Below are 25,654 nucleotides of genomic sequence, written 5' to 3' on the forward strand. Positions count from 1 at the left end.
CAAGCGTTGGTACCTGAAGACGCAAAATTAGGGCAACTTGAGGATGGGCTCGAAGTGAAGGCTTTACAGCAGGCTTTCGTTCGTTTATTGACTAAAAAGAAACTAGAAGTAGTTCAAGCACCTCGGCAAGTTCAAGCGGAACGTTATACTATCAAAGATGAGATGCAACGTTTAAATAGGTTATTACAAGAAAATCACAAGCCTGTTTTATTTACGGCTTTATTTGAAAATGGTGACCGTGAAGAAATTGTAACGACTTTCTTGGCACTTTTAGAACTAGTCAAGCGCAAGAAAGTCGTTGCTAGCCAGAGTGAAGTACTGGGTGATTTAATGATTGAGAGGAAAGTCGATGCTATCGAATCAAGCTAAAGTTGAAAGTCTACTTTTTGTGAGTGGAAGCGAAGGAATCTCAGCCAGTCAGTTAGCACAATTGGTTGGCTTGATGAAGCCTGCAGTTTTGAGTCAAATTGAAAAACTGCAGGAAAAATATAAACAGGATACTTCTTGTTCCTTTGAAATTCTTCAAACGGGTGAAAATTTTAAGCTCGTAACTAAAAAGGGCTTTGCCCCTTTGGTGCGTCACTATTTTGAACAACCGACCACGACCAATTTGACGCCCGCTGCATTGGAAACCTTGGCGATTATTGCCTACGAACAACCGGTGACGCGGGTGGCTATCGATGAAATTCGAGGAGTATCTTCAAGTGGGATGATTCAAAAACTCTTGTTATTGAATTTAATTAAAGAAGATGGACGTTTAGATGTGATAGGGCGACCAATCTTATATGCAACCACCCAGGAATTTTTAGATTACTTTGGTTTAAAATCAGTGGCGGATTTACCCGAATTACCTAAAGAGGTAGAAGGTGGGGATGAAAAGCGCACAGAAGGCGAATTCTTAGAACTTTTCCAACAAACTTTGGATGAAGAAGCAACGGAGGAATAATGGAAGAAAGATTACAAAAAGTTATGGCTAACGCAGGGATTGCTTCCCGTCGGGCCAGTGAGAAATTAATTTTAGATGGTAAGGTTATGGTCAATGGTCAAGTCATCAAGGAACTTGGAGTAAAAGTGAGTCCTAGTGACGTGGTTTTAGTTAATGGTCAAGCCATTGACCGTGAAGATAAGGTTTATTACTTGCTTTACAAGCCACGTGGGGTGATTACAGCTGTTAAAGATGATAAAGGACGCAAAACCGTAGTCGATATTTTGGATGATGTGTCACAAAGGGTCTACCCGGTGGGACGGTTGGACTACGATACTTCCGGTCTCTTATTACTAACTAATGATGGTCAAATGGCTAATCGTCTTATGCACCCCCGTTACAAAGTTAATAAAACTTATGTAGCTAAAGTTAAAGGAATTCCTAGCAATGATGTTTTGAAACGGTTGCGCTTAGGGGTGATCATCGAAGGCAAAAAGACGGCGCCTGCTAAAGTGAAGGTAATTTCTAGTGATCGTCAGAAGCAAACCGCTATCGTGCAATTAACTATTCACGAAGGTCGGAATCACCAGGTAAGAAATATGTTAAAGGCTGTGGGGCACCCAGTACAAAAATTAAGCCGAGAAACTTATGGTTTCCTAACCTTAAAAGGTTTAACCTCTGGTGATTACCGGGCCTTAACTCGGGATGAAATTGATGAGTTGAAGAAAATGACCGGTTTGAAATAATTGAAAGTCTCCCTGGGGGACTTTTTTATTAAGGGGGATTTTTGATGGAATTAAGAAAGGCTCGGTTAGGTGATGCGAGTGCGATTGCGAAGTTAGAAGCTTTGAGCTTTCCGGTATCTGAGGCTGCGAGTTTAGCTAGTATCCAAGCCCGCATTCGAGTTTTTGGTAACCATTTTTGGTTATTGTTTAGCGATACCGGGAAACTTTTAGCTTTCGCTAACGGGATGGTTACAGATTGTCCTAATTTAGAAGATCGCATGTATGAACAAGCAGATTTACATCAAGAAACAGGAGCTTGGCAAATGATTTTTAGTTTGGTCACTCATCCAGACTATCGTAAACAAGGGTTAGCACAACAATGCTTGCAAGCTGCGATTGAGGATGCTCGTGTTCAAAAACGTCAGGGTGTGGTTTTAACCTGCAAGGATCATTTGATATCCTACTATGAAAATTTTGGGATGGTTAATGAAGGTTTTGCGGGCTCGACTCATGGGGATGTTAATTGGAATCAAATGCGCTTAAAATTTTAGCACTCGTTAATATCGAGTGCTATTTATTTGTATTTTTTGAGGGAAATCATTATAATAGAATATGAATTTAGGTGAAAGATGAGGGAAAAATATATGAATCCAGAAAAATTAACGGAAGCGACCCAAGCTTTGATTGGACAAGCCCAACAAATTGCTCAAACGCGCAAACATCAGGAAGTTGATGTGGCTCACCTATTGAAATTTGCTTTACAACCAGGTGAGCTGGGGCAGGATCTTTTTAAGCGGGCTGGGATTGACGTGGTTGATTTTGAAGGCCAAGTTGACCAGGAATTGGATAAAATTTCGGTCGTTCAAGGCAATGTTCAATATGGTACAAATCTGTCACCAGCTTTAAACCGCTTGTTTACTGAAGCAGAAGCTAAGCGTAATCAATTAGGTGATAGCTACATTGCAGTTGACACTTTATTATTGGCCTTGATGGACTTAGATGGTAATCCTTTGACTCGTTGGTTACAAGAGCAAGGGTTAACAGCTAAAAAACTAGCTAATGTAGTTAAAGATTTGCGTAGTGGTGAAAGAATTGTTGATAAAAATCAAGAAGGTCAATATAAGGCTTTAGAAAAATATGGGGTTGATTTAGTTAAGGAAGTCCGTCAGGGAAAACAAGACCCTATCATTGGAAGAGATGAAGAAATTCGTGATGTAATTCGGATTTTATCCCGGAAAAGTAAGAATAATCCCGTTTTAATCGGGGAACCAGGGGTCGGAAAAACGGCGATTGTCGAAGGGTTAGCTCAAAGAATTGTCCGGCGGGATGTACCAGAAAACCTTCGTGATAAAACGATTTTTTCTTTAGACATGGGCTCTTTAATTGCTGGGGCAAAATATCGTGGTGAATTTGAGGAAAGACTTAAAGCTGTGCTCAAAGAAGTCAAGAAATCTGAAGGTCGGATTTTGCTTTTTATTGATGAAATTCACACCATTGTTGGTGCCGGCAAAACGGAAGGTAGCATGGATGCTGGAAACCTTTTGAAACCAATGCTTGCCCGGGGAGAACTCCACTTGATTGGAGCCACAACCTTAGATGAATATCGTGAAAATATTGAAAAGGATCAAGCTTTAGAAAGACGTTTCCAAAAAGTACTGGTACAAGAACCAAGTGTTGAAGACACGATTGCAATCTTACGGGGCTTGAAAGAACGATATGAAATTCACCATGGAGTGAAGATTCATGACAATGCCTTAGTGGCTGCGGCTAGTTTATCTAATCGTTACATTACCGACCGTTTTTTGCCAGATAAAGCCTTAGATTTAGTGGATGAAGCCTGTGCAGAAATTCGTGTGGAATTAAACTCCGTACCCAATGAACTAGACGTTATTAATCGTCAAGTCTTACGCTTACAGGTTGAAGAAAATGCCTTGGAAAAGGAAAGTGATCCGGCTTCAAAAAAACGTCTGGAAGAAGCCCAGAAGCAATTAGCTGAGGCGAAGGAAGAAGCCCGCGTCCTTCAAGCCCGTTGGGATAATGAAAAAGAAGCTCTTAACCAGATTAGTGAAGTCAAAAATCAAATTGACCGTAAACAGCATGAATTAGAGCAAGCTCAAAATGATTATGATTACGAAAAAATTGCTCAAATTCAAAATGGTGAATTGCCTGCCTTACAAAAACAATTAGCACAGCTTCAGGTGGATACAGATAAGCAAAATAAGTTAGTGGAAGAATCAGTAACTCAAAATGAAATTGCTGCGGTTATTTCTCGTTTAACGGGGATTCCAGTGGCTAAGCTAGTTCAAGGTGAAAGAGAAAAACTCTTACATTTGGCAAATAGTTTGCATGAACGTGTTATTGGCCAAGATGAAGCTGTAGAAGCGGTGGCCAATGCCGTTCTTCGCTCCCGCGCTGGTCTTCAAGATCCGGGTAAACCATTGGGTTCATTCATGTTTTTAGGACCAACAGGGGTAGGGAAGACAGAATTAGCTAAAGCCTTGGCTGAAAATCTTTTCGATTCAGAAAGACATTTAGTTCGTATTGATATGAGTGAGTATATGGAAAAGACCTCTGTTTCACGTTTAATTGGAGCGGCTCCCGGTTATGTAGGTTATGAAGAAGGGGGGCAATTAACTGAGGCCGTACGACGTTCGCCTTACACGATTATCTTGCTTGATGAAGTAGAAAAAGCTCACCCGGATGTTTTTAATGTTCTCTTACAAGTTTTAGACGATGGACGTTTGACTGACGGGCAAGGTCGGACTGTTAACTTTAAAAATACTATCATGATTATGACTTCCAATTTAGGTAGTGATTTATTGCTCGAAGGTGTGAAAAACGATCGAATTAGTGAAAGCACCAAGGATGCGGTTTTGAAATTAGCTCAAGGTCACTTCAAGCCAGAATTCTTAAATCGAATTGATGATATTATCATGTTTACGCCATTAAGTTTGGCTGCAATCGAAAAGATTGTGGTTAAGATGGTGAAAAATTTAGCTAATCGCCTGGTTGAACAAGATATTGATTTGGAAATTTCTGATACGGCTAAGCACTACCTGGCTCAGGAAGGTTATGTACCAGAATATGGTGCACGGCCACTGCAAAGATTTATTACTAACCAAGTGGAAACTCCCTTAGCAAAAGAGATTATTGCAGGTCAAGTCCTACCGGGAGATCGAGTTACCATTGATTTAAATGACAAAAAGCAGTTAGAATTTAGTACCCAAAGAAAGGGTATTTAAAAAAGAGATAGGATATTGATCCTATCTCTTTTTTGGCGCTATTTTTCTGCAGGAGTATCGATGAATTTTTGGACTAGGGCTACGAATAACCAACCCGCGATGGCTGGAATCAACGCGCTAATGCCCATAGTAAAGTGTTCACCCGTTAAAGATGATACTAAGAAACCTAAGACTTCACCATAAATAGCACCCCAAAACATTGCTGTTAAATGTTTCATGAAAATCCACCTCTTTTAAATACAATTAGTAGTTTAGCATAAAAAAGGACGGATTGCATTAGGTAGAGGTGCGGTTTTACAAAAAAATATTTTTTTCAAAAACAATTTCGTATATTTTAAACTAAAATTTTCGAAATATATTGTTGGAAATTTACGCATAAGTTATTTATTAACGACAATGAAAGTTGATTTATCGCCACCTTATAACATGTACATGCAAAAACAAGGTTATAAAAATTTTATATATCACCAAGAGTTTGCTTTTACCAAACATGTATAGTCAAGTTTGAGGGAGTCTGGGGTGTTGTGCTTTTTCGAAGTCGTGTTATTATACGTGTATAAACATGTTCGGACTAAAAATAATAACAAATGGAGATTATGAAAATGAAAGTGAATAAAAAATCAATTGTAACCGGAGCATCACTTGCCGTATTAGTTAGTGGATCAGTTATTGCAGCTCCTCAAATTCAAGCTGACGATATCAACAATAACCAAACAAGCAATGAATTTAACTCATACATGTCAAGTCAAGTTAATGAAGATTTAAATCAAGCTAATAATAAAGTATCAACTCTCGAAAATAGTGTATATACAAATTCCGAGAATGTTAGTCAAAAGCAAGCAGCTTCTCAAGCTGCTACCCAAAATGTTGAAGAAGCTCAAGCTCAAGTCGTAGCCTCCCAAGTCTTGGTTAACGAAGCTCAAGCCAACACTGCAAAAGTTCAAGCTGATTATTCTCAGAGTCAAACTGAATTAGCACAAATGCAAGCTCAAGCAGAGGCTACTCAAGCCGCCTTCGATGACGCCTCCCAAGCACAGGTTGCAGCTCAAAAGCAAGTTGACGTAGCTAATTCCCACTTACAAGCTATTCAAGCCCAAATTGACGCTAATAATAATAAAATTGCTGATTTACAAGGTAAAGTAGATTTAGAACACTTACAGGCTAATGTTGCCCAAGCTCAACAAGTTGCAACTAATCAAGAAGAAAAATTAGCGCAAGCTCAGGCTGTAAAAGCGGATATTGAAGCGACTCAAAAAGAAATGGCTCAAGCGACTCAAAACTTAGCCACTGCTCAAACTCAAAAAGATGTTGCTCAAAAACAAGTTGCCAGTTTAAAAGACCAAATTAATATGGCTAATACGACCATTGTTAACGCGCGGAAAGCTGATCAAATTTTAGTTCAAGCCCAAAGTGCCTTGGCTCAAAATCAAACTGATGTGGTTAAAGCTCAAACAGCTCAAATTAAAGCGGAAACTAAGGTTAAAAGTTTACAAGACGCGGTGACTGTTGCTCAAGCTCAAGTTAATGATCTAACAGTAGCTAAAGCAAGTTTAAATGCTGATTTAACTAAGGCTAATGCTAATTTACAAAGTACTTTGAAGTTATTAAACGATGCAAGTGCTGCGGTGTTGGCTGATGATACTGAAATTAAAATAAGCAACCAATTTGTAGCAGCCTTGAAGAATTACGCTCACGGTCAAGGGGTAACTTCTGAGCAATTAACAACCTTAGGCGAAAAAGAATACAACAATAATTTATTTATTGATAGTGAAGTAGATAAGACTATTGTTTTTGATAGTTACAATGATATCTCTGAAGACTACATGTTGTACTTGAACGAATATACTTTAGTTTTAATTAATAACATGCGACGTCAATTTGGAATGCCTGACCTTAAATTAAGTAACGGTTCAATCAAGGTGGCTAATGAAGTTGCTAAGGCTTACGATGCTGACGGTTGGTCACTTTACACTTACCGGGCTCACGATGTTAAACGGTTAAACGAAGTTGGGAAAGCTAACCATGTAGGCGTGGGAGAAAATATTAGTGCTGGATACTTACGTAAAGGTCAAATTAGCTTAAACGATCTGAAGCGCGGAATTTATCGGACGATTATTAGCATGATGTTTAATGACGCTCATGTTTCTTGGGGACACGCTACAAACTTTGTGACTTATGCAGGCTATGAATATGTTGGTTTAAGTATCGACTCTATGGGGCAAATTCACTACAACTTTGAAGCTTATATTAAAGATGGCTTTGACTGTAGTCCAGTTAGAAAGTCAAATGTCAACCGAAGTAACTTTGTTAACCAAACAGCACGTTACCAAAAGGTGGAAACCAACTACAAGCAAGCTCAAAGTGAAGTCACAAATCTTAAGAACCAAGTGGCTAATAAGCAAAGCCAGGTAAACCAAGCCCAAAAGCAAGTTAATAACTTACAAAGTCAACTAAAACAAGCTCAAAAAGACTTGACAGCCGCTAAGACAAAGATGAGTCAAGTGCAAAATCAACAAGCGCAAGCTCAAACTAAGCTTCAAAAGGCGCAAACATCAGCCAACCAAGCTCAAGTAATTATTAAGAACACATCTGCTAAGTTAGTAAACTTAAAAGCAGAACTAAAAGCAGCGCAAGTAACTTTAGATACTAAGCAAAAGGCGTTAGCTGTGGCTCAAGTAGCTCAAAAGCAAGCTGCTACTAACTTAACACAAAAAATTGGTAGTTCAAATCAATTAAGTCAAGCTAAATTATTAACATTGGCTGCACAAGCTCAAAGACAAGCGACGCAAGCTGTCCAAGTGGCTAAGCAGGCCGTCCAAGTAGCTCAAAAGCAAGTTGCTACAGTTCAAGCTGATTATCAAGTTGCAGCAGCTGTGCAAGGTCAAAACCAAGCAGCTTTGGTGGCGGCCCAAGCTCAAGTGAGTGAATTACAAAACCAAATTAGTAGCGCTCAAGCTGATTTAAAAGCTAAGCAAACACAATTAGTTCAAGCAACAAAGACGTTAAATGCTACTCAAGTAGCCCTTAAACAAAGTCAAAAGCAAGTAACAGCGAAAAAAGAGCAAATTGTAAAGTTGCAAAACCAATTAGCTACTTACCAAGCAGCTCCAGCACAATTGAAGCAAGCCCAAGCTAACCTAGTTGCTGCTCAAAAAGCGCAAGCTACTGCTCAAGCAGAATTGACTCTTGCCCAAGAAGTTTTAGCCAGCCAACAAGCTGACTTAGAAGTGGCTCAAACTAAATTAACTAAGATTCAAACTGCTCACCAAGCGTTATTGGCTATTAAAGAAGTTGAAATGAAGTTAGCTCAATCTAATGGTCGTATCTTAGTGGCCTCCGCTTACAAGGAGCCGGTAGCTAATACTACTGACACAACAGCAGTTGAAAATACCGCAGATTTGGTAGCAGAAAATACAGATCACGTAACTGTTGCATCGACTGCAACGGATTTAGGACCAACAGTGGCGCCAACATCTGTAGCTGAATCAGTAGTATCGACTCCTAATGGTAGTGTAGCTTCTGCGTATAAGCCTGTTTCAGCTACTTACCACGTAAGCAACACTATCCAAGCAAGCGCCAATGTTCCAATGGTAAGTAAGTCTGTCAATTTTAAGGAAAGTGTTAATCAAAACACTGTTAAAGTAGTGGATTCATCAGTTGAGTCAACTAACCAAGCAACTAACCAAGCGCAAACAGTTGCCTTAAAGCAAGCAGATGACCAAATGTCCGTTGAGAAAGCTCCAGTGAAGTTAGCTAAAACTGTGAATAGTCAAGCAGATCAAGTGGCTGGTGGGGCTATTAACAAAATTTTACTCGGAGTAACGACTGTCTTGGCTACTTTAGGCGCAGGGGTTACTTTTAAGAAAAGCCGGAAAGGCTAGTATTTTTTGGCCCTAAAAACTTGTATATACTTCGATTGGAAGTTGTATATCCTTTTTAATGTAGTGCAAAAAGCGCTACATTTTTTTATTAGTTCTTTAGATTGTTGAGTACGCGAATGCGTGTGAAATGATTTCTAGAGCTTTTGAGGGAATAATTATCCAAAAAGCTAGAATTATGGTAGAATAAAGAAGAATACTAGGATAAATAGGAGGGATTGTTTTGGCCGCAGAAGAAATGGTTGAAAAAGAATTTCACCTGGAAAAGCCTAACTTAGTGTTGGCTTTGTGTGGAGTGAATGATGGCAATCTCAAATTAATCGAAGAAGAAAGTGATGTAAGTTTAAACCCTTTTGGTACTAAAATTAAGATTGAGGGGTCCAAAGAAAATGTGTCCATGGTTTTGGAAGTTTTACGTCAATTAGAGAATTTACTCCTACAAGGGGTGAGCTTGTCAGAAGCTGATGTGGTTTCGGCTATGAATATGGCGCAACGAGGAACTTTGGAGTACTTCCAAGATCTATATAGTGATGTTTTATTAAAAGATAATCACGGCCACGCGATTCGGGTTAAAAATTACAGTCAACGACAATACGTTCAAATGGTCCGTCACAATGATTTGACCTTTGGTATTGGTCCAGCAGGGACTGGAAAGACTTACCTCGCAGTCGTTATGGCTGTGGCTGCCTTAAAACGTAAGGAGGTTGATCGACTGATTTTAACTCGTCCAGCCGTAGAAGCAGGGGAATCATTAGGCTTTTTACCCGGTGATTTGAAAGAAAAAGTTGATCCTTATTTACGTCCGATTTATGATGCTTTAAATTCAATCTTGGGAGCCCAACATACCGAACGTCTAATTGAAAGGGGCATTATTGAAATTGCACCTTTAGCTTACATGCGGGGGCGAACTTTAGATAAAGCTTTCGTGATTTTAGATGAAGCGCAAAACACTACCCGGGCGCAAATGAAGATGTTCTTAACGCGGTTAGGTTTTGGCTCGAAGATGGTGGTTAATGGTGATGAAACCCAGATTGACTTACCCAAAGGTCACAGCCAATCGGCTTAGTTGATGCCAAACGAGTTTTGCAAGGAGTTAAAAAGATTGGTTTTGTCGAATTTGATGCCAAAGACGTGGTCCGTCATCCGGTAGTTTCGGCAATTATTTCTGCCTACGATCGGCCCCAAGAGCAAGAAGAAAGTAAAAAAACAGAAGTTCCAATGAAAGAGGAAGATTAAGTACATGGATTTAGAAATTTATGATGAAACAAAAACCGTACCTCAAGCTAAATTAGATATGGTGGCTGATTTGATTGAGTTTGCTGGAAATTTTATTAAGTTACCTTCCGAGACTGAAATGTCAGTTACTTTAATGGATAATGAAGCAATCCATCAAATTAATAAGGAATATCGTGGTTGATAAACCGACGGATGTCATTTCCTTTGCAATTGAAGAAGATAATCCCGATGAAATGGAGATTATCATACCAGAAGATGCTGATTTTAAAATGCCTAAAAACATCGGTGATATCATGATTTCTATGGATAAAGTCAAAGAACAAGCAGAGTATCTCGGCCACTCTGAAGAACGAGAATTAGGTTTTTTAGTGGTGCATGGCTTTTTACATTTAAATGGTTATGATCATATGCGGGCGGCTGATGAAAAGGAAATGTTTGGCTTACAAAAGGAAATCTTAGATGCCTATGGACTTAAAAGAGACTAAAAAAGAAATCATCAAAAAGCCTGAAAATGTTAGTGGTTGGAAGAATCGTCACTTTTTCCATTCACTAGGATTTGCTATTCTAGGTTTGGTGACTGCTTATCGAGAAGAACGAAATGTTCGTTTTCATGTGACGTCAATAATTTTAGTGGCCGTTTTAGGTTGGTGGTTTCACTTAATAACCATGGAGTGGCTTTGGTTGACAAGCGCCATCTTCGCAGTTTTATCCAGTGAAATCTGGAATTCGGCTTTAGAAAATGTCGTTGATTTAACGACCGGGATGGAACGGCATCCCCTCGCTAAAAAGGCCAAAGATATGGCTGCGGGTGCGGTCTTACTGGCGGCTATTTATGCCATGATTGTAGGTGCGATTATTTTTGTACCACATTTATGGCAGTTGTTAAGTTTATAAAATTAAAAAGAGGAAGGAATTAATACTTTGACAGATCAATTTCATTCAGGCTTTGTAGCGATTTTAGGACGACCTAATGTCGGCAAGTCAACATTTTTAAATCACGTTATTGGCCAAAAGATTGCCATTATGAGCGACAAGGCTCAAACGACTCGTAATAAGATTCAAGGAATTTATACAACGAATAGCTCCCAAATTGTCTTTATTGATACACCAGGGATTCATAAACCACAAAGTCGTTTAGGTGACTTTATGGTGGAATCAGCCTTGTCAACATTGAACGAAGTTGACGCTGTTTTGTTTATGGTGAATGCTACGCAAAAGCGGGGCAAGGGGGATGACTTCATTATTAATCGTCTCAAAAACGTCAAAAAGCCAATATATTTAGTTATTAATAAAATTGATCAAATTCATCCCAATAAATTATTAGAAATCATGGATGATTACAAGGATACCTTACCATACGCGGAAGTTTTTCCTATTTCAGCTTTACAAGGAAACAATGTTGAAGAATTATTACTTTCGCTTGAACAACATTTACCAGAAGGTCCGCAATTCTATCCTGAAGACATGATTACTGACCACCCTGAAAGATTTATTATGAGTGAATTAATCCGGGAAAAAATTTTGGAATTGACCCGTCAAGAGGTACCTCACTCTGTGGCTGTTTTAATTGAGGGAATCAATCGAGAAGATGAAGAAAAACTACATGTTCAAGCTTCAATTATTGTTGAAAGAAAGAGTCAAAAAGGAATTATCATTGGTAAAGGTGGCCAAATGTTGAAAAACATTGGGGTTAAAGCTCGCAAGGATATTGAACTCATGTTGGGAGATAGAATTTATCTTGAATTATGGGTCAAGGTCCAACCTAATTGGAAAGATCGTAAGGTCGACTTACAAGCATTTGGTTATAACGAAAACGAATACTAAATATGAGAAAAGAGGCTAGGAGAAAGGTCTCAAAGCTAAAAACGTTAGAAATTACGTTGCTAATAACGTTAATTTCTAGCGTTTTTTGATAGAAATTTTTTAAAATTTAATTGAAAATATAGTTTTTTCCCACTCTCTTTTGGTTGTTTGAATAAAAATAAGGAAAAAACTTTGTAAAATTCTTGTCAAAATTATGAAAGCGTTGTATCATATAGGTGTTAATAAAATTTATATTGGTTTATCTTCAGGGCAGGGTGTAACTCCCGACCGGCGGTGATAGTCCGCGAACCTTCGGGTTGATTTGGTGCAATTCCAAAACCGACAGTAAAGTCTGGATGAGAGAAGGTAGGATAGGAAGGTCCTATTTTCACAAATAGGACCTTTTCTTTATTCTAAGCATGAAGGTAATCTAAGAAAGGATGCTTAACCATGAGTAAACAAGCTACAACTGTTCGTCAATCAGTAATTATTGCCTGCTTAGCAGCAATTTCTTATCTACTGATGTTTTTCCACTTCCCAATCATTCCGATTGTCCCTTGGATGTCGATTGATTTCGCTGATGTGCCGATTTTATTAGGTTTCTTTGCCTTAGGGGGTTTCGGCGGGTCAATGATTGCTATTGTGAGGTCGGTTTTATATCTGGTAATTAAGGGATTAGCTTTACCATCAATCATTGGGGTCGGTAGCAACTTATTGGCGACATTTGCTTTATGCTTACCAATCTACTTCTTGTTAAAAGATAAACAGCCTAAACTTTTCGATTACTTCAGGGCAATTGCAGCTGGAACTGTTTCTTTAACTTTCTTCTTGTCCTTGGCTAATTGGACGGTGATTACTCCGGTTTACATGGCAGTTTTGGGTTTAAAGATTAATGTTCCTTTACCAACCTTAATTTTAACAGGGGTTGTGCCTTTTAACCTTATTAAAGGGATTTTAGTAGGGACGGTCTTTGCCCTAATTTATGTTAATTTATATCATTGGATTACCAAAAAACATCGGCAATTCTTATAGTATTAGAAAAGCATCTCTCAACCAAATTTGGTTTGAGAGATGTTTTTAATTTGGCTTAATTTATTGTAGAAGGACTTCATACATTTCATTGGTGTGACTATTTGTAAGTTCTGCATACAAGAGTAATATAAAAAGTCCCCGTAAGGACTTTTATTAGTTATTGAAAGCTTGATAATCTTTGAGTTGCCCTGTCAAGATGTAAGGCACTTGTTGAAGTTCAGCAATTGTCTGACAACCAAGTAGGAGCATAATGAGTTTGATTTCTTCTGTTAAACGATGAATTTCTTCTTCAAGACCGACTTCACCTTGTTTGAGTAAGACGTGCAGGAAGTGACCGGAAATTCCTACATTATCTGCGCCTAAAATTAAGGCTTTAACGATATCTTGGGCAGTCCGAATGCCACCGCTAGCAGTTAAGGACAATTTCTCTCGGTAAGGTTGAGCCAAAATCAGGCTTTGTGCTGTGGTTAAAGCTAAGTTATCCAGAAAGGCTAGTTCTTTTTGGGGGCGACGGAAGTTTTCAATCTGTACAAAAGAGGTACCGCCTTTACCAGCCAAGTCGACATACTTAACGCCTAGGTTAGCAAGTTTCAGTAAGGACCGTGGGCTCATACCAAAGCCAACCTCTTTAACTATTACGGGAACTAAAAGAGAATTAACTGCGGTTGCAATATTATCTTGCCAGAAAAAATCACGGTCGCCTTCAGGCATGGTTAATTCTTGGGCTGCATTAACATGAAGTTCTAAAATATCAGCTTGGATTTGGTCGACAGCTTTTTGGGCGTTTACGAGGGGGTGGTGAGCTCCTAAATTAGCTAACAATAGTCCATCAGGATTTAATTCCCGCACCCGAGTAAAAGAAGGTAAGCTTTCTTCAAATTTGAAAGTAATACTCTGGGAGCCGACAGCCATGGCCAAGCCGGTCTTAGCAGCGACGCGAGCAAAACTTTCATTGATTTTTTGAGCTTGGGGACTCCCGCCGGTAACCGCATTTAAAAAGAAAGGCCGGGTCATCTTTCTTCCAGCTAATCGACTGTCCAATTGGATATCAGCTAAAGCTAGTTCGGGTAAATTTTGGCTCAACGGTTGAACTTGGTCGAAGCCGTTGTCCTTAGCTTCGGCATAAAATTTTTCTGCTAGGGAAATGTGTTCATACTTACGATGCATATGTGGATCCATAAGTTACCTCCTCACGATTCTTGATCGAGTTTGAGCTGTAAGGGAATAATCCCATTTTTACGCCAAATTCGGCGAGTCCTGATAGCGTCATTTTGACTTTCAAAAAAAGCGAAGCCACAATCACCACCACCAGCTCCTGATGTTTTGGCAGCACCATTTCTTTCTAAAGCGAGTTCAATCAATTGATTTAAAGCCGGTGTTTCCAGTGTGAAGTGTCGTTTTTGAGCCATATCCAAGAGAAACTGGCGATTTTTAGCGAAACCGGGCCATAAGAGAGGATGTAAGCCGTTTTTAAAGGCTATAATTAAGGCTTCAACGACGGCTTGAGACTCTTTTAAGAATTCTGCTTGGTCTGCAGGTGATAGAGCTTTCTTTTTCAAAAGTTGACTTGTGTCTGCAACCTGATTAGTCCAACCAACTTCGAAAAAAAGTTCATGAGGCCAAGGTAGGTTTTCAATTTTTAAGTTAGGCCAGTCGGTAGCTAACAATTCTTTAATATTAAGGATTTGTCTCCTGGCTTGGAGCCATTGACGATCATAACTGTGGTAGCCAATCAGACCTCCGAAAGTTGAGGCCGCAATATCGCCACCAGAGCCCGAACCTTGAATTAAGAGATGACTTAGGGATGCAAGCTTAAAAATAGCTAATTTGGAGAGCTTTAGGTTATAAAAATCATTGAGAGCCTTGACAGTGGCAACGGTTACTGCTGCTGAAGATCCGAGTCCATATTTATGTCCGCTGACAGCGTCATTTAACTGGCTAGTGAAATGAAGCGTAAAATTTTTGCGGTTGGCCGGGGCAACTAATTGTTCCACCTGTTCTAAAGTAGTCATAATAAAGTCAAAGTGTCGGTCTTCTTTAAGAAAAAGAAGGTCACCGTTGGCTTTACGAGTGAATTTTTGGACCTTGCCCGGGTATTGATTAGAAGTGATAAATCCTTCGAGACTGGGCGTAATCTGGGCAGTGAGGTAGCGATCTACGGCCATGATGATGGCTGGTTGCCCCGGGTGAGTGACAGCGTATTCTCCAGCTAGGAAGAGCTTGCCTGGAACTTTAATCTTAGCCATGAAGATCACCTTCCAAGAATTTTACTCCTTGTCCTGGTCGAGCAAAGAGCAGATTTTCCGTTCCAAAAGCCGGTGCCAAATAGGCCTTGATAGTTGGTAAATCCTCTTCTTGACATAAGACTTTGACATTAGGGCCCGCGTCCATAGTATAGTAACATGACACTCCTTGGGCGCGAAGTTCCTCAATCATGGTTATTGCCCTGATAGTGCTAGCCTCAAAGTAAGAAAATGGTGGGCGCGCTGCTAAGTTTAGTGCGTGCATGCGTAAGGCGTTACTTTCCGAAATCTCTCCTAATTGAGTAAAATCACGGTTAGCGATGGCTTGTTTTAAAGCATCAATATCAGCTTGACTTTCTTTAACCCAGGCGGGGTAGTAAGGTGAAGTTTTTACGACATGTTGCATTCCTGCACGACTAGCGATTTTCTTGACCCCAGCATTTAGAATAATAGCGAGCATACCAATCTTCCAGTCTGTTTCTTCTTCAATTGGAACAGCCACTGAAGTGAGATCGTCGTGGCCTTCTTGCCACTCTACAAAACCACCGTAAATGGAGCGACTGGCCGAACCAGATCCGCGTCGCGCTAAGCGTGAAAGTTCGGGTCGGGTGAGCTCGAGACCGGCAGCTTTGCTAGCTGCCGCTGCCAAAGCTGCATAGGCAGAAGCCGAGGAAGCCAGTCCGGCTTGATTAGGTACGTGGTTAAAGGACTTAACGGCCGCAAAAGTTTTAATCCCAGCTTTTTGTCGTACTAAGTCTAAAAAAGGAGTTAACTTAGTGGCTGGTAAAGTTCGATTATCAAGTTCAAAGAGATCAGCAGTAAGACTGTCGTCAAAAGTGACTTGAGTATCGGTGTAAAAGTGATCTAGAGTTAAGGATAAAGAAGAGTTCATAGGGATAATGAGCTCTTCGTCTCTTTTGCCCCAATATTTAGCAAGGGCAATGTTGGTATGTGCACGGGCACTAGCGCTGTTTAACATCGAAAATTTCCTTTCTTAATTTAATTGGTTTAAAGCTTGAATCCAAATTTGGCGTACGCCAGCGGCTTTGAGCTGAACCGCTAAGTTTTTGGCACTCGCGTAGTCTGGTAAGAGGTTAATAAAGCAGCCTCCTCGACCACCGCCAGTTAATTTACTGCCAATTGAGCCGTTTTGACGGGCTATGGTAATGAGGTTATCGAGTGCTGGTAGACTAACACCAAGTTTTTGAAGTTCGTGATGGGCGGCGTCAAAGGCTTGACCTAGGGATTGAATCTGATTTTTGGCCAAAAACTCGCGACTTTTATAAGCCAATTGTCCGAGCTTTGTGAGAGTCGTTTGGCCTGCTTGGGGTGATTCTATCAGTTTTTTTTTGACAATTTGGATAGCTTGACTGGTTTGGCCTTTGATTCCACTATCACAAATTACCAAGTAGGCATTCATCTTAATCGGGATGGGCCGGGGTTTTTGTCCGCGAATGAGCCAAATTGGTTGGTTACTAGCTGCTGTAGCGGCGTCAAGTCCACTAGGATTTTTATGGGTGGCTTTTTCGGCGATATTGGCCAAGTCTAGGAGCTCGTCGTGGCTGAGCTGATCTTGGTAGAAATTAGTCAGGGCTTTGACCAAAGCTACGGCTACTGCTGCTGATGAACCCATACCTCTTTCGGCTGGCAATTGGCTAGTAAGTGTTAATTTAAATCCCGGACTGTTAGGATGAGCGGTAATTAGGTGCATAATGAGGTCTTTAAAGCCCTGCATTTGGGTTGGTAAATCGGCTACCGCGCCGGAATAGTAGTCACTTTCTAAGAGAAATTGTTGGCAAGGTAAAGTTGTGACTGTAACTTGAGTTTGGACGGTCAGTAAGGGTAGGGCGATAGCAGGTTGGCCGTAAACAACGGCATGTTCCCCCATTAAGATGATCTTAGCATGACTAGTACCACGGGCACCCGAAATGACTGGATACATAGAAATTTTCCTTTCAAAAATTTATTTTTATGCTTAAAAATTGTAATCAAATTAATTATACAAAGAAAGTCTTGGAACGACAAGCTAAAGCAATCCTTACCTAAATGTGGTAAAATAAATACAGATTACACACTAGAAAGTAGTGAGCATGGTGAACAACCAAACAACTTATGCTGTCGTAGATTTAGAAACGACGGGGACCAGTCTTGATGGTCAAAACCGGATTATTCAATTTTCCTGTGTGTTAATGCAGGCAGGCGAAGTAGTCAATACTTTTGATACCTTAGTGAATCCTTTATGTCCGGTAAGTGAGGAAGTCCAAAATTTAACAGGTATCAAGCAAGCTGATTTAAAACAAGCTCCCACCTTCGAAGAAGTGGCTGGCAGTATATATGCTTTTTTACAAGAGACGGTCTTTGTCGCGCACAATATCCAATTTGATTATCGTTTTTTGAATTATGAACTCGAAAGAGTAGGATATCCATCTTTAGATTTACCAGGTTTAGATACGGTTCAATTAGCCCAGATTGTTTACCCCAAATTTATTTCATATCGCTTGGAAGATTTAAGTCGTACGCTCAAACTTGCACACCAACCGCATCGGGCTGATAGTGATGCCTTGGTGACGGCGCAAATTTTAACTAAAATTCTTCAAAAAGTAGCAACTTTACCGCAAGCAACGCTTAAGCAATTGGCATTCTTAGGGCAAAGTCTAGTTTATGAAACCGGGCGAGTCTTTCAAATAGCGGCGCGCCAGAAACAAAGCGAAAGTTTGGCTAATGAATGGGTTTTGGTGCAAGATATCGTGATTAGACGTCCCCAAAGCCAGACTGCTACTAGTCAAGGAGCTACTTATCCGCAAAGTGACCAGGAAAAAGTTGCTTTTTTCAAAAATAAGCTAACCTTACGGAAGAAGCAGGGAGCCATGATGGATGATTTACAGACCTTTTTTAAACAAAAAAAAAGTCGCGAAATGCTCCTGCAAGCACCGACCGGTTCAGGAAAAACGGTGGCCTATCTTTTACCTGCTAGTTTCCAGGCTTTAGCTGGTAAGAAGGTAGTTTTAGCAACATCAACCATGACTTTAGCTAAACAATTAGGAGAAGAATACCAGACAAAGGTGGCGCCACTATTTGATATCCCACCACAATTGGTTGAAAGTAAGGCTAAAAGCCATTTTCTAAGTTTGAAAGATTTTTGGTCAAGCTTAAAAATTCCTCAAAATGAACATGTTCGACTTTTGCAGATGAAAATCTTGGTGTGGCTCTTAGAGACTCAAACCGGAGATTTGGATGAATTACATCTAAATCAAGAACCTTACCTTGATAGTATGGCGGCTAGTGATTATCTCAAAAATGACGATATTTTTTATCCGTATGACTTTTGGCAAAGACAAACAACCCGTATTAAGCAAGCTCAAATGGTGGTGACCACCCATGCCAACTTGGTTAGTCATGCGGCAGAACTCAGCAGTGGTCAAGCTGTGCTGGTTGTCGATGAAGCTCATCACTTGGTGCAAGCAGCTATTAAGAGTAATCAAGAGGTTTTAGACTTTGATGCCATTAAGATTCTATCCGACAAAATTGCGGTTAAGATGCAATCGCATGTCAGCGTTTCTTTTTATGATTTGATTAACCAGCTTTTATTAAGTAAACAACAATTTAGTGAATTGTTACGTGCATTACGGGTGATTGACCATGAAATTATCGCCATACGAACCTTATTTATGGCTTATCTAATGCCAAAAAAACATCAGAAATTTGGGATTACCGAGGTCAGAGTAGAAAATTCCAAGTTACGGGGACTAATTAAAGCCAATATTGCAGATTTTCAACGGATTTACAAGGCTCAAGCAGAATTTAGCCGTTTAAATCAAAGTCTCAAGACTCGGATGTTAGCGGCACAAAATCTCGGAGGACTGAGCCAAAGTCATGCTGATTTACTGCAAGATTATTTTCACTTGGTAAGTCAATTAGAACAAGCTATGATTTTGTACCAAAAGTTAGTCTTAGAAAAAGTTGAACAGCTCCAAAATCCAGAAATTTTTTGGTTAAGCTTTGTTTATGGGCAAGAAAATGCCCACTTACGTCTTCATTTTGGTTTATTAAGTGGACGTGATTACTTGCAAAAACAAGTTTACCGTCATTTTAATAAGGTTGCTTTTGTAGGGGCTGGGATTTTTACCCGTGCTACGAAAGCTTATGTTTTGGATCAGTTAGATCTTAACCCCGGTTTACAAGAACAAAGTTATGAGGAAGCTTTTGACTATCGAAATCAAGCTCAAGCTTTCTTAGTTAACGATGGTCCAGATTTTACGCGGATTGAAGAAAGCCAATATGTAGAGTACCAAGCGCAAATGTTGGCGCAAATACTTCGTGATACCAAGCGTCAAACCTTAGTTTTGTTCAATTCTTTGAATAGTATTGCTCAAGTTTACGAAAAACTAGCACACATGGGTTTGACCAAAGAAAGGGTGATTTATGCTCAAGGTGTAACTGGTGGCCCCAAGAAATTAGCTAAGCGTTTTCGTCTTGATCAGGATAAGAAAGCCGTGTTGCTAGGGACGGGGACCTTCTTTGAAGGAATTAATTTACCCAATGAGCAACTAGAGCTCTTGATTATTGCTCGTTTGCCTTTTCAGGTACCAGATTCCTTTATTAATACGGTGCGTTATCAAAGAGTGCAAATGCAAGGTAAAAATCCTTTTAGCCAAATTTCCTTACCTGAGGCGATTTTACGTTTTCAGCAAGGTTTTGGACGTTTAGTCCGTTCGGAAGATGATTGGGGGGCTTTAGTAGTTTTAGACAGTCGAGTGGTTACGAAAGGTTATGGTCAGCAGTTCCGTCATGCCTTACCATCGGCTTTACTACAAAAAGAATTTACTAGTCAAAAAATTAGTCAAGCAGTGAAAGAATTTTTTGAAAATCATCATTCTCATACAAAATAATGGTATAATCAAAGTGTTGTGAGAAAAAGTCACAAACAATAATAAGGATTGAGTGAACATTTATGCGCAGAACACGAAAAAGGGCAGTTAATTGGCGCAATTTAGGGTGGATTTTGACTTTGATTACTGTATTAGGTGCGATGCTATATATATATATCGCGGCCCAACTACCTTACTTTAATGCTAAAAGACAAGCTCAAAATGTTGCAGCCAAGTACGCCAAAATCACTAAGGTTGATGACTTTTATTGGTTTGAACGTGGTGACGATTACTATGCAATCAGTGGGCGTGACCAAAAGGGTGAGTCGTACTATGTTGTTATGGCAGTTAAGGACCGGAAAATTAGTAAAGTTAACATTTACTCCCAAAATAAGGGAATTTCTGTCCAGCAAGCCCGCCAGCTGGTAGCTAAAAATCGCCATCCGCAAAAGATTACCCAAGTTGCCTTAGGTATGTGGACGCAAAAGAAACACAAATTTCCGGTTTGGGAAGTTACTTACTATAACAAAAATCATCAACTGTGTTATGACGTAATTTCCTTCAAAGAAGGAACGGTTATTCAAACCATTCAAAATCTTTAGTGCTTCAAGAAAGGGTCGTGAATATGGTAGAATTTTCAAAACGAGCATTAAATATTACTCCCTCTGCAACTTTAAGCCTCTCAGCTAAGGCAAAAGAAATGCAAGCTCAGGGTTTAAAGGTCTTAAACTTGTCCATTGGGGAACCAGACTTTGAAACTCCAAATTTTATTAAGCAAGCTGCCATTCAGGCAATTACACAAGATAAAGCTAATTCTTATACTCCTGCTGCCGGGATTCCTGAATTAAGACAAGCTGTGGCTCAAAGAACTAATTTAGATTATGGTACTGATTACGTTGCCGAAAATGTAGTTATCACGACGGGAGGGAAGTTAGCCCTCTATGCCTTGGCCCAAGTTTTATTGAATCCCGGCGATGAAGTCTTGATTCCTCTGCCTTATTGGGTAAGTTATGGGGAACAAGTTAAATTGGCGGAAGCTAAGCCCGTTTTTGTCCAACCTTCTCAGAATTTGAAGGTCACAGTCGCAGATTTAGAAGCTAAGCGCACGGATCATACAAAACTATTAATTCTAAATACCCCTCAAAATCCGGCCGGTTTAATTTATAGTCGTGAGGAGTTAGAAGCGATTGGAAATTGGGCGGTGAACCATAAAATTCTCTTGCTAGCAGATGACATGTATGGCAAGTTAGTTTATAATGGTAATCGGTTCGTTTCTTTAGTTGAACTGTCAGCAGAGATTCAAGCAAATACAATTTTAGTTAACGGCTTATCCAAAGCTTATGCCATGACTGGTTGGCGGGTCGGTTATGTGGTGGCATCTCAGGAAGTAAGTGCTAAGCTTACAGCTTTTCTAGGACACGTAACAAGTAACATCACCGCCGCTAGCCAGTACGCAGCTTTGGCGGCGGTGACAGGTGACCAATCATGTGTGGAAGAAATGCGCAAAGAGTATGAAGCACGTTTGAATTTAATTTATCCAATGCTTGAAAATCTTGCCGGTTTTGAAGTCGGTCCGAAACCAGAAGGAGCGTTTTATCTTTTCCCTAATGTCAAAGGTGCGGTCGAAGCTTGTGGCTTTGACTCAACCAATGACTTTGTAGCAGCTTTATTGGCGGAACAACAAGTTGTTATTGTGCCAGGTGAAGCCTTTGGGATGGAAGATTGTGTGCGAATCTCATATGCAGCTGATCGGGCAACCTTAGAAGAAGCAATCAATCGGATTTACAAATTTATCCAAACACATCAACAATAATTTAGGAGGAAAGCTTTTGGAAACAATTAGCATTATCGACGCAAAAAACCACGTTAACGAAAAAGTAAAGATTGGCGTTTGGTTGACCAATAAGCGTTCAAGTGGGAAAATTGCCTTCTTGCAATTACGTGATGGCTCAGCCTTTTTCCAAGGAGTGGTGGTTAAGAATAAAGTTTCTGAAGAAGTCTTTCAATTAGCCAAAGAAGTAAAGCAAGAAACGAGTATGTATGTTACGGGAGAAATCCATGAAGATACCCGTTCACATTTCGGTTACGAAATTGCGATTGAAGATATCGAAGTGGTCGGGGAAAGTGAAGAATACCCAATTACCCCTAAGGAACATGGGACGGACTTCTTGATGGATCACCGTCACTTGTGGTTACGTTCTTCCAAGCAGTTTGCAATTATGAAAGTGCGTAACGAAATGATTCGGGCAACTTACGAATTTTTCGCCCAAGAAGGTTTCACGAAGTTAGATGCCCCTATCTTGACAGGTTCAGCTCCAGAAGGGACTTCAGAATTATTCCATACCGAATACTTTGATAGAGATGCGTACTTATCTCAGTCAGGACAATTATATGCTGAAGCCGGTGCCATGGCTTACGGAAAGGTATTCACTTTTGGCCCAACCTTCCGGGCTGAAAAATCAAAGACTCGGCGCCACTTAATTGAATTTTGGATGATTGAACCAGAAATGGCCTTCATGCACCAAGAGGAAAGTTTGGAAATTCAAGAAAAATACGTGGCTTTCTTGGTTCAAAACGTCTTAGATCACTGTGACTATGAATTAGATATCTTAGGTCGGGATAAGGAAACTTTACGTAAGTACACCCAATTACCATTCCCGCGGGTTTCTTATGATGAAGCGATTGAATTACTTCAAGCTTCAGGTGAATTTCCTGATACTAAGTGGGGCGATGACTTCGGTTCGCCAGAAGAAACTTACTTGGCCAACCACTTTGAAAAGCCGGTCTTTGTAGTTAACTACCCTAAGGCTATCAAACCATTCTACATGAAACCCCACCCAACCCGCGAAGATTTAGTAATTTGTGCCGATATGTTAGCTCCAGAAGGTTATGGAGAAATTATCGGGGGTTCTGAACGGGAAACTGATCCCGTGAAATTAGAAGCCGAAATTAAGAAAGCTGGCTTAGACTTGAAGGATTACGAATGGTACCTTGACTTACGTCGTTACGGTTCTGTACCACATTCAGGTTTTGGTTTGGGACTTGAACGGGCGGTAACTTGGATTACTGGTGAAAGCCACATCCGTGAAGCTATCCCATTCCCACGTTTGTTGAACCGGATTTACCCATAATTAAAAAGATTAAAAATAAGACTTCCAAATGGTGGTCTTATTTTTTTCTTGTTATAATGTTAGAGAAGAGATTAGGAGGGGAAAGAAGATGGAAGGATTCATGAAAGCCTATTTACAGGCCGGCCAAGTGGATGTTTCTGGTTTGGTGTTACGACATTACCGGACCCTAGGTATGACGGAAAGTGAGTTTATGCTGTATTTGCAAATGCAAAGTTATCTCCAAAGAGGAGAAAGTTTACCAGATTTAAATGTCATTGCTCAAATTATGCAACAAAAAATCGTTGATATTTATGGGATGGTCCAGAGTCTTTTGGACAAGAAATTATTGCAGATTGATCAAAAAACGGCTGCTGATGGTAAACGTAGCGATGTTTATAGTTTTGATTTATTGCTAGATAAATTAGCGGCCGTTTTAACGCAAAAAGAAGCTCAAGCTGAACAAGTCCAAGAGCAAATCCAAGCCGAAGATATTTATCGTGCCATTGAAAGTGAATTTGGCCGGGCGCTAACCCCGATGGAGATTGAAACAATCGCCATGTGGTTTAGTCAGGACCATTACCAACCAGCTATTGTTAAATTAGCACTGCGCGAAGCTGTGATGAATCAGGCACCTAGCCTGAAGTATATGGATAAAATTTTATTATCTTGGGAGAAACAAAATATTCGGACACCAGCTGACGTGCAAAAGTTACGCGACCAGCGTTATCAAAAACAAGCCTGGTCAGCTAGCAATCAAGCTAAGGGGACAGGGAAGAAAATCCCCCTGAAAAAGTGGACTCAAGATTAGGAAGGAAGGAAAAAGATGCTTGATGAAAAGGCGACTACTCAAGCTTTAGCGGTAATGGCTACGAAGTTTCCAAAGGTGGGATCAAGTTTAGTAGCAGATAGTGATTTTCATTTTTTACTAGCCGTAATCTTGAGTGCTCAAACAACAGATGCAGCAGTTAATCGGGTGACTCCGGCTTTATTTGCTGCTTACCCACAACCAGAAAATTTGATGCAAGCTCAACCAATTGAAGTTGAAAAGTACATCAGTACATTAGGCTTATACCACAATAAGGCTCGCTACTTAGTAGCTTGTGCCCGTGACTTAGTTAATAATTTTGCCAGTCAAGTTCCTCGAAATCATCGCGATTTACAAAGTCTAGCGGGAGTGGGGCGAAAAACGGCAGATGTTGTTTTGGCTGAGCGTTTTCATATTCCCGCTTTAGCTGTTGATACCCATGTGGAGCGGGTTTCCAAGCGTTTAGCTATGGTGGCAACTGATGCTAGCGTGTTACAAACTGAAAAGGTTTTAATGACTAAAATTCCTCAAGAAGAGTGGATTCACGCTCATCACCTGTTCATCACTTGGGGACGGCAAGTTTGTACAGCTCGTAATCCGGCTTGTGCAAGTTGCCCATTATTGGCAATGTGTCAGGAAGGAAAAAGAAGAATGAATGAGGTGAATGTTTGATGCGCCCGCTAGCTGCTGTATTAATTGTGAAGTATCAAGATCGGTTGCTCCTAGAAGTGCGGGCCCCGAATATCTCTCAACCTGGTGAAGTTTGTTTTCCGGGTGGAAAAGTTGAAGCTGGCGAATCCACCTTAGCGGCTGTAGTACGGGAAAGTTGTGAAGAGTTGGGTCTGTCTCCTCAGGATTTTGAAGTTAAGGTGCCTTTAATGCGTTTAACCCATCCGCGTCCCATTGAAGTTTATTTTACCGAAATTAGTATGGTTACTTATCATAAAATAAATCCTGCACCAGCCGAAGTTGAAGAAATATTTTGGTTACCTTTGTCCTGGTTAAAAGCTCATCCGGTAGAAATTTTTGACTTAGCCCAAACTAAAAATTTACCCACTACACTACAAGGTTACCTAAAAAATTATCCTCTTTTATCTGGTTATGTTAAAACTTGGGAGTACAAAGGACGGTTAATTTGGGGATTAACTGCGCAGATTATACAGAATTTTTTAAGAAATGAGGCCATAAAGTATGATAAAAGATAACTATCAAATGGTTAGAGAGTTTCACCAAATTTTTGATGATAGAATTAAGGAACGACCCACCCAATTGCCGAATCAAGAAGTGGCTTATCGTAGTGAATTCATGCTTGAAGAGTTATTAGAATTTTTAGTGGCAGATGCTCATGGAAAAAGCCAAATTAAAGCCAGATTTGTTGAGATTGAGGCAGCATTGAAACGAGCAGAAGAGAAAGTTTTAATGAAAAAACGTCCGTCATATCCGGATTTAGTGAAACAAAGTGATGCTTTAGGAGATTTAATTTATTTAGCTTATGGAACTTTTGCTTTAATGGGGATTGACCCGAAAGAAATTATTACAAGTATTCACCAAGCTAATCTAGAAAAGCTTTTTCCCGATGGTCGTCCCCACTATGATTCACGTACTAAAAAAGTACTTAAACCCGATAATTGGCATGGCCCGGAAAGTAAAATTCAAGCTACACTTGAAAAACAAAGGATATTAGATATGTAATTAAAACCAGCCAAGTATGCTTGTGAGTACTTGGCTGGTTTTTGATTTTATGATTATAAAGGTATCGGTACTATGCGAAGTTAGATACTTTATCA

Annotated in this window: 22 protein-coding genes, 2 pseudogenes and 1 riboswitch; of the genes and pseudogenes, 19 read left to right on the forward strand and 5 right to left on the reverse strand. The window is 40.0% G+C overall.

Annotated features, from left to right (window positions below; translation table 11 throughout):
- Window positions 1-6: 6 nt before the first annotated feature.
- The 5 genes from JCM10991_RS15650 to clpB all read left to right on the forward strand — a co-directional run bounded on the left by JCM10991_RS15650 (window position 7) and on the right by clpB (window position 4,892).
- Window positions 7-369, forward strand: coding sequence for a segregation/condensation protein A (locus tag JCM10991_RS15650; RefSeq protein ID WP_225349913.1), 363 nt, complete (start codon window positions 7-9; stop codon window positions 367-369).
- Window positions 350-946: an SMC-Scp complex subunit ScpB gene (scpB, locus tag JCM10991_RS03535; RefSeq protein ID WP_023860620.1), complete on the forward strand. Its 597-nt coding sequence runs from the start codon at window positions 350-352 to the stop codon at window positions 944-946. The genes JCM10991_RS15650 and scpB overlap by 20 nt, the downstream gene beginning before the upstream one ends.
- The gene (locus JCM10991_RS03540) at window positions 946-1,671 is read left to right on the forward strand and encodes a pseudouridine synthase (RefSeq protein WP_025020577.1); all 726 of its coding nucleotides are present in this window, start codon (window positions 946-948) and stop codon (window positions 1,669-1,671) included. Before scpB ends, JCM10991_RS03540 begins: the two co-directional genes overlap by 1 nt.
- A 44-nt stretch (window positions 1,672-1,715) precedes the next feature.
- On the forward strand, window positions 1,716-2,201 hold the full coding sequence (locus JCM10991_RS03545; RefSeq protein WP_025020578.1) for a GNAT family N-acetyltransferase: 486 nt from the start codon (window positions 1,716-1,718) through the stop codon (window positions 2,199-2,201).
- 93 nt (window positions 2,202-2,294) lie between these two features.
- Window positions 2,295-4,892, forward strand: a complete 2,598-nt coding sequence (gene clpB, locus JCM10991_RS03550; RefSeq protein ID WP_025020579.1) for an ATP-dependent chaperone ClpB — start codon at window positions 2,295-2,297, stop codon at window positions 4,890-4,892.
- 38 nt (window positions 4,893-4,930) lie between these two features.
- Here clpB and JCM10991_RS03555 read toward each other — a convergent pair whose 3' ends face one another.
- Window positions 4,931-5,110, reverse strand: a complete 180-nt coding sequence (locus JCM10991_RS03555; RefSeq protein ID WP_023860624.1) for a DUF2929 family protein — start codon at window positions 5,108-5,110, stop codon at window positions 4,931-4,933.
- Window positions 5,111-5,494: 384 nt separating this feature from the next.
- On the opposite strand from JCM10991_RS03555, the gene JCM10991_RS03560 reads away from it, so the two are divergent.
- From JCM10991_RS03560 to JCM10991_RS03590, 6 genes and pseudogenes are all read left to right on the forward strand, one after another.
- Window positions 5,495-8,773: an SEC10/PgrA surface exclusion domain-containing protein gene (locus JCM10991_RS03560; RefSeq protein WP_025020580.1), complete on the forward strand. Its 3,279-nt coding sequence runs from the start codon at window positions 5,495-5,497 to the stop codon at window positions 8,771-8,773.
- A gap of 220 nt (window positions 8,774-8,993) precedes the next feature.
- Window positions 8,994-10,006, forward strand: a pseudogene (locus tag JCM10991_RS12510) (PhoH family protein).
- A gap of 4 nt (window positions 10,007-10,010) precedes the next feature.
- A pseudogene (ybeY, locus tag JCM10991_RS12515) lies at window positions 10,011-10,491 on the forward strand (rRNA maturation RNase YbeY).
- A complete protein-coding gene (locus JCM10991_RS03575; protein WP_025020581.1) occupies window positions 10,472-10,900 on the forward strand; it encodes a diacylglycerol kinase family protein in 429 nt (142 codons plus the stop codon). The pseudogene ybeY and the gene JCM10991_RS03575 overlap by 20 nt, the downstream one beginning before the upstream one ends.
- 27 nt (window positions 10,901-10,927) lie before the next feature.
- Complete coding sequence (gene era / locus JCM10991_RS03580) at window positions 10,928-11,830, forward strand: GTPase Era (protein ID WP_025020582.1); 903 nt, start codon at window positions 10,928-10,930, stop codon at window positions 11,828-11,830.
- A 236-nt stretch (window positions 11,831-12,066) separates the two neighbouring features.
- Window positions 12,067-12,181: riboswitch (FMN riboswitch) on the forward strand.
- Between the two features lie 78 nt (window positions 12,182-12,259).
- Window positions 12,260-12,841, forward strand: coding sequence for an ECF transporter S component (locus JCM10991_RS03590; protein WP_023860630.1), 582 nt, complete (start codon window positions 12,260-12,262; stop codon window positions 12,839-12,841).
- Between the two features lie 153 nt (window positions 12,842-12,994).
- Here JCM10991_RS03590 and fni read toward each other — a convergent pair whose 3' ends face one another.
- From fni to mvk, 4 genes are read right to left on the reverse strand one after another with little or no spacing between them, the layout of a single operon-like run.
- Complete coding sequence (gene fni / locus JCM10991_RS03595) at window positions 12,995-14,020, reverse strand: type 2 isopentenyl-diphosphate Delta-isomerase (protein ID WP_025020583.1); 1,026 nt, start codon at window positions 14,018-14,020, stop codon at window positions 12,995-12,997.
- A gap of 11 nt (window positions 14,021-14,031) precedes the next feature.
- Complete coding sequence (locus tag JCM10991_RS03600; protein ID WP_025020584.1) at window positions 14,032-15,087, reverse strand: phosphomevalonate kinase; 1,056 nt, start codon at window positions 15,085-15,087, stop codon at window positions 14,032-14,034.
- Window positions 15,080-16,063 carry a diphosphomevalonate decarboxylase gene (gene mvaD, locus JCM10991_RS03605; protein ID WP_025020585.1) on the reverse strand — a complete coding sequence of 328 codons (984 nt, stop codon included), beginning with the start codon at window positions 16,061-16,063 and terminating at the stop codon, window positions 15,080-15,082. Before mvaD ends, JCM10991_RS03600 begins: the two co-directional genes overlap by 8 nt.
- Before the next feature lie 15 nt (window positions 16,064-16,078).
- Window positions 16,079-17,026, reverse strand: a complete 948-nt coding sequence (gene mvk / locus JCM10991_RS03610; protein WP_025020586.1) for a mevalonate kinase — start codon at window positions 17,024-17,026, stop codon at window positions 16,079-16,081.
- Between the two features lie 148 nt (window positions 17,027-17,174).
- Between mvk and JCM10991_RS03615 the strand changes: the two genes are divergently transcribed.
- The 8 genes from JCM10991_RS03615 (at window position 17,175) to JCM10991_RS03650 (ending at window position 25,559) form a co-directional block, all read left to right on the forward strand.
- Window positions 17,175-19,973, forward strand: coding sequence for a helicase C-terminal domain-containing protein (locus JCM10991_RS03615; RefSeq protein WP_025020587.1), 2,799 nt, complete (start codon window positions 17,175-17,177; stop codon window positions 19,971-19,973).
- Between the two features lie 62 nt (window positions 19,974-20,035).
- Window positions 20,036-20,554 carry a cell wall elongation regulator TseB-like domain-containing protein gene (locus JCM10991_RS03620; RefSeq protein ID WP_023859020.1) on the forward strand — a complete coding sequence of 173 codons (519 nt, stop codon included), beginning with the start codon at window positions 20,036-20,038 and terminating at the stop codon, window positions 20,552-20,554.
- Window positions 20,555-20,577: 23 nt separating this feature from the next.
- On the forward strand, window positions 20,578-21,765 hold the full coding sequence (locus JCM10991_RS03625; protein WP_023859019.1) for a pyridoxal phosphate-dependent aminotransferase: 1,188 nt from the start codon (window positions 20,578-20,580) through the stop codon (window positions 21,763-21,765).
- A gap of 16 nt (window positions 21,766-21,781) precedes the next feature.
- Window positions 21,782-23,083, forward strand: a complete 1,302-nt coding sequence (gene asnS / locus JCM10991_RS03630; RefSeq protein WP_025020588.1) for an asparagine--tRNA ligase — start codon at window positions 21,782-21,784, stop codon at window positions 23,081-23,083.
- Between the two features lie 88 nt (window positions 23,084-23,171).
- Window positions 23,172-23,870 carry a DnaD domain-containing protein gene (locus JCM10991_RS03635; RefSeq protein ID WP_023859017.1) on the forward strand — a complete coding sequence of 233 codons (699 nt, stop codon included), beginning with the start codon at window positions 23,172-23,174 and terminating at the stop codon, window positions 23,868-23,870.
- Window positions 23,871-23,885: 15 nt separating this feature from the next.
- Window positions 23,886-24,539 carry an endonuclease III gene (gene nth, locus JCM10991_RS03640; protein ID WP_023859016.1) on the forward strand — a complete coding sequence of 218 codons (654 nt, stop codon included), beginning with the start codon at window positions 23,886-23,888 and terminating at the stop codon, window positions 24,537-24,539.
- On the forward strand, window positions 24,539-25,072 hold the full coding sequence (locus JCM10991_RS03645) for an NUDIX hydrolase (RefSeq protein ID WP_025020589.1): 534 nt from the start codon (window positions 24,539-24,541) through the stop codon (window positions 25,070-25,072). Before nth ends, JCM10991_RS03645 begins: the two co-directional genes overlap by 1 nt.
- Window positions 25,059-25,559, forward strand: coding sequence for a pyrophosphohydrolase domain-containing protein (locus tag JCM10991_RS03650; RefSeq protein WP_025020590.1), 501 nt, complete (start codon window positions 25,059-25,061; stop codon window positions 25,557-25,559). Before JCM10991_RS03645 ends, JCM10991_RS03650 begins: the two co-directional genes overlap by 14 nt.
- Window positions 25,560-25,654: the final 95 nt, after the last annotated feature.

The sequence above is a fragment of the Ligilactobacillus equi DSM 15833 = JCM 10991 genome (assembly GCF_000615765.1).
Taxonomy (GTDB): domain Bacteria; phylum Bacillota; class Bacilli; order Lactobacillales; family Lactobacillaceae; genus Ligilactobacillus; species Ligilactobacillus equi.

Coding starts and splice junctions, on each gene's coding strand:
- scpB (WP_023860620.1), top strand. CDS start 350: ATGCTATCGAATCAAGCTAAAGTTGAAAGTCTACTTTTTGTGAGTGGA.
- JCM10991_RS03540 (WP_025020577.1), top strand. CDS start 946: ATGGAAGAAAGATTACAAAAAGTTATGGCTAACGCAGGGATTGCTTCC.
- JCM10991_RS03545 (WP_025020578.1), top strand. CDS start 1,716: ATGGAATTAAGAAAGGCTCGGTTAGGTGATGCGAGTGCGATTGCGAAG.
- clpB (WP_025020579.1), top strand. CDS start 2,295: ATGAATCCAGAAAAATTAACGGAAGCGACCCAAGCTTTGATTGGACAA.
- JCM10991_RS03555 (WP_023860624.1), bottom strand. CDS start 5,110: ATGAAACATTTAACAGCAATGTTTTGGGGTGCTATTTATGGTGAAGTC.
- JCM10991_RS03560 (WP_025020580.1), top strand. CDS start 5,495: ATGAAAGTGAATAAAAAATCAATTGTAACCGGAGCATCACTTGCCGTA.
- JCM10991_RS03575 (WP_025020581.1), top strand. CDS start 10,472: ATGGACTTAAAAGAGACTAAAAAAGAAATCATCAAAAAGCCTGAAAAT.
- JCM10991_RS03590 (WP_023860630.1), top strand. CDS start 12,260: ATGAGTAAACAAGCTACAACTGTTCGTCAATCAGTAATTATTGCCTGC.
- fni (WP_025020583.1), bottom strand. CDS start 14,020: ATGGATCCACATATGCATCGTAAGTATGAACACATTTCCCTAGCAGAA.
- JCM10991_RS03600 (WP_025020584.1), bottom strand. CDS start 15,087: ATGGCTAAGATTAAAGTTCCAGGCAAGCTCTTCCTAGCTGGAGAATAC.
- mvaD (WP_025020585.1), bottom strand. CDS start 16,063: ATGTTAAACAGCGCTAGTGCCCGTGCACATACCAACATTGCCCTTGCT.
- mvk (WP_025020586.1), bottom strand. CDS start 17,026: ATGTATCCAGTCATTTCGGGTGCCCGTGGTACTAGTCATGCTAAGATC.
- JCM10991_RS03615 (WP_025020587.1), top strand. CDS start 17,175: ATGGTGAACAACCAAACAACTTATGCTGTCGTAGATTTAGAAACGACG.
- JCM10991_RS03620 (WP_023859020.1), top strand. CDS start 20,036: ATGCGCAGAACACGAAAAAGGGCAGTTAATTGGCGCAATTTAGGGTGG.
- JCM10991_RS03625 (WP_023859019.1), top strand. CDS start 20,578: ATGGTAGAATTTTCAAAACGAGCATTAAATATTACTCCCTCTGCAACT.
- JCM10991_RS03635 (WP_023859017.1), top strand. CDS start 23,172: ATGGAAGGATTCATGAAAGCCTATTTACAGGCCGGCCAAGTGGATGTT.
- nth (WP_023859016.1), top strand. CDS start 23,886: ATGCTTGATGAAAAGGCGACTACTCAAGCTTTAGCGGTAATGGCTACG.
- JCM10991_RS03645 (WP_025020589.1), top strand. CDS start 24,539: ATGCGCCCGCTAGCTGCTGTATTAATTGTGAAGTATCAAGATCGGTTG.
- JCM10991_RS03650 (WP_025020590.1), top strand. CDS start 25,059: ATGATAAAAGATAACTATCAAATGGTTAGAGAGTTTCACCAAATTTTT.